Raw genomic sequence first — 3,707 nt, forward strand, 5'->3', positions numbered from 1 at the left:
AAACCGAAACCTGCCAGACCCCGGTTCAGCGCGTGGTGGCCGCCTGCGGCGCGAGCTATCCCCAGGGGATAGCTCCAAGGAGCGCCAGCGAACGCTGCACGTCAGGATCAGGACGGACAAGGCCGATGCTGCGGCAGATGTTCGAGGCGAGGCCTGCGACTGCACGGCATCCGCCCCAACGGTGGAACTATCCCCAGGGGATAGCTCTACTGGCATCCATGGGCGTCCACTTCACCGCCTTGCCGGCCTGCTCACTTGCTGGCGAGCAGATTTCGCAGCCGCTCGATGTGCTGCCTGGCGACTTCTGGTGGCACCGGCTTACCCTGCGTTTGGGTCGGCGGTGCGGGTGGTGGCCGTTCGTTTGGTTGAGTGGGTGCCGGTGGCGGGTCTTTCTTTGCCCAGGCATTGAACTCACCGTGGATGGCCCGCTGGATGATGCCGAACAGATACCCTGCGGGATTGCGGATGCCGGGGTTGCTACAACGCGCGGCCCATTCGTCCAGCACGTCCTGCCTCAGCGAGGGATCAACTTGCTGCAATGCCACCTTGGCACCCGCCTGCTGTTCCGCCTTCAGTTGTGCAAAGCGCTTGGGCCATTGCAGATCGCCCAGCGCGCGCGCCTGCGCAGTAGTACGTATTTCATTAATACAACTACTACGTACTGTACGGGCCTGCTTCGGATTCCGAAGAGAGACGTCTGGCGCGGGTTTCAGCCCTGCTTCGGAATCCGTAGCGGGTCGTTCACGATTCCGAAGAAGGCTCGGAGCCCCTTCTTCGGAATCGTGAATGGCGTCTTCCTGTGGATAACTTTCGCAGGCCGTGGGGTTCTGGTTGGCGAGACGTTCGGCCATCACCTGCAACCGTGACGGGAGGGTGCGTCCGGCCAGTAATGGGTCTTCGCCGATTTCCTTGAGCGTGTGCAGGCCCACGATCTGCACGGCCTTGGCAGAATGGCCGAGCGCCTGGCTGACGAGTTGCAGGTAGTCCGGGTCGAGCTGCATGGCCTCGAACGGTGTCAGGGGTTCGTCGTGCAGCACGTACAGATTGCCGAGGATGCGGCCGGTCTTGGGGTCGCGCCGTCGCCGAACCAGGCTCAGCCAGCGGGTCAGGCGCATCAGTGTCAGCGCCCGTGCCACGGTTTCATGCGAGGCCTGGCCTGCGCAGGGCATGGACGCTAGCCAGGGGCGCAACTGCTCGTAGGTGGGAAATGCGGTCACGCCATCGTCGTTGAGCATCAGTCGGAACACTTGCCAGGCGTTTCGTTCCAGCGGCGTCAGGCGGCGGTCGAGGAACAACTTGCGTGGCACCGTCTCGTGCCGGTTGCCACTGAACAGGAAAGCATCGCCGGAGGTGGGCGTGGGCGACTGTGCAGGTGTAGACGCAGGTGCGCTGGGGGCGGGCTTGGGCGCAAGGTCTTTCAGCGCAGCATCGAACAGTTCTGCCAGTGCGATGGGGCCTTGGCGTAGGGCTCGTGGTGCGGTGTCGTCCACGGCCATGACTCACGCCAATCCCTGATCGACCCAGCTCTTGATCGAGGCCCAGACCACCGACAGAGGCAGCGACATTCCTTCGGCCAAGTCCATGGCGGCATCGAGGATGGAAGTGTCATCTTCGAGATCGACGGTTCTGCTGTTGGTCACGGCCTTCCATTGCCGCCACAGCTCCGTGTCCTGCTCCTCGTCCAGCACGGGGTGCCGGCCCTTGCGCTTGGGCAGACCGAGGATTTCACGGCGAAGCGCTACTTCCTGATGCGTCAAGCCATAGAACTTGCTGACCATCTCCGTGCTCGCGCCCAGCCTGAGCATGCGATCGACCGTGGCGATTTCCTTCTCCACGTCCTGCGCCTGCTGGAGCAGCCGCCGCAGCACTTCGCGGTTGACCGTCACTGAGCACCAGGAGACGTTGGCGTTGGCCAGCACGCTGATCAGCGCAGGATGCTTGAGGGCGTCCAGCTCTGCCTCGCCAAACCCCATCAGTTTGCAGCGGCGCAGTTGCCCATTGCGCAGGTCATAGAGGGCCTGGGCGATGACAGCCTGGTTGAGCGGGTGTGCTGTGGACATGCTGGCCTCCCTCGCTTAGGTTCCAGAGTCCGCAGCGCCGGCTTCGAGATCGAGCAGGCGGCGGGCCAGTCGCAGCAGGCGGAACAGCTTGACCAGCGCGGTGTCGCTCAATCGTCGGGTTACGTCGCCCTGGCCGTGCAGCAGCGCCGGCAGGTCGATGACGAGTTGCCCGTTGTCCAGACCGACGTCGGCGGGCTGCTGACCGGCCAGGCAAGCCAACAGCGCATGGACGGCACGGCCCTTTGGCGCCAGGCTTGAGGTATGGGCACGGCAGGCGAAGCCGATGCCTTCTGGACGGTCATCGATGCACTCGCCCAGGTGTGCCTCGCCCGCAATCTCGCGGGCAAACTGCGCGACGTGGATGCGCAGGTGCTCGGGTGTGTCCAGGCCGGGGGCGATGTACCAGACATCCGAGATCGGATAGAGCCCACCAGCCTGCACCGGGATGGACTGCAAGACATTCGCCGAGAAGTCGTGCGGCAGTGCATCGCCCAACTGGTCGGCGACCATGCGCTGGATGGACTCAAGCCGTTCCGTTGTCGGCGCCGGCGAGACGATGTGCTCCTGAAGCCGGTCGCCATCTGTCGCCGGGCTGACCGCGTCCGAATGACTGGCTTCCGCGTCGCTCTCGCCCGTCGAGGGAGTTGCCGTCGGCCTCGCAGCAGGTGGCGCAGTATCGGCAGGTGGGCGCGCAATGGCCTCTGGCTCTGGCAGGGCAGGCGGCGTCGAGGGCGGCGTCGGCTCGCTGACCAAGGCGCGCTGGCGGCTCTCGGATTCGGTCATGTCCAGAGCGAGCACGTCGTAATCAACACCCAGCAATTCGGTCATCTGGCCGATCAGCTCGTCCTGTATGCGCTGCGCAGAGAACTCGTCGGCCTGGACATCGAATTGCGACAGCACTTCCTGAAAGAACTCGTCGAAGTCCTGAACCAGTGAGCGGCCTTTGGCGTAATGCGCCCAGGTGCGCTCGCAGGCCTTGCGCATGACCGACAACCGCTCGACCTGGTGACGCCCCAGGCCGGCGTAGAGCACGGTCGGGATTGCGGGCAGCAGGTAGCGTACTGCGTCGGCCATCCGGCTGATGTGCGACTGCTGCACGGGGTATCCGTCGGCGGCCAGGCGGCGGGCCAGCTCGGACTGGCTCAGGGTGGAGCCGCTTTCCAGTTCGTAGAATTCGCGCGCTTTCTCGACGCCCAAAGCCCGCTCGATGAAGGTGAGGCCACCGCGCAGTTCGTTTTCCGCAAGATGCCCGGTGAGCGCGACGATCTCGCCACGCTCGGGCCACGGGCGGAACAGGCATGAGACCCGAAAAAATCGTTCGTCCTTGGTCTCCGACCAGAGTTCGCGCAGGATTGCCAGTCGCGTGTTGCCGCCATTACGGATGATGTAGTGATCGTCGCCGGGCCGCCGGGTGATGGCCGGAGCCGCGTCCAGACCACGCTCGCGGATGGATGCCTTGATTTCCTCGTACACCGGATTGCGCTTCTTGCGCGGGTCGTGGTCGTAGGGGCGCAATTGGTCGAGCGTCACGACCATGGGCGTGTCGGCGATCGGGTCGCTCAAGGTCGTTGCTGACGGGCCGCTGCGCTCGAACCCGGACGCAAGCAGTTTGCCGGCCATCTGCTGGGAAGTGATCTCAGTCATGGC

At 64.4% G+C, this 3,707-nt stretch carries 3 protein-coding genes; all 3 read right to left on the reverse strand.

Annotation, left to right across the window (positions count from 1 at the left end):
* Positions 1 to 251: 251 nt before the first annotated feature.
* The 3 genes from EKA13_RS26260 to EKA13_RS26270 are packed head-to-tail and all read right to left on the reverse strand — an operon-like array spanning position 252 to position 3,704.
* Positions 252 to 1,496 (reverse strand): STY4528 family pathogenicity island replication protein, encoded by a 1,245-nt coding sequence (locus tag EKA13_RS26260; RefSeq protein WP_003158609.1) that lies wholly within the window; start codon positions 1,494 to 1,496, stop codon positions 252 to 254.
* 3 nt (positions 1,497 to 1,499) lie between these two features.
* Positions 1,500 to 2,060 carry a DUF2857 domain-containing protein gene (locus tag EKA13_RS26265; RefSeq protein ID WP_003158608.1) on the reverse strand — a complete coding sequence of 187 codons (561 nt, stop codon included), beginning with the start codon at positions 2,058 to 2,060 and terminating at the stop codon, positions 1,500 to 1,502.
* A 15-nt stretch (positions 2,061 to 2,075) separates the two neighbouring features.
* A complete protein-coding gene (locus tag EKA13_RS26270) occupies positions 2,076 to 3,704 on the reverse strand; it encodes a ParB family protein (RefSeq protein WP_003158607.1) in 1,629 nt (542 codons plus the stop codon).
* Between the last annotated feature and the right edge of the window lie 3 nt (positions 3,705 to 3,707).

The sequence above is a fragment of the Pseudomonas defluvii genome (assembly GCF_001695625.1).
Lineage (GTDB): Bacteria > Pseudomonadota > Gammaproteobacteria > Pseudomonadales > Pseudomonadaceae > Aquipseudomonas > Aquipseudomonas defluvii.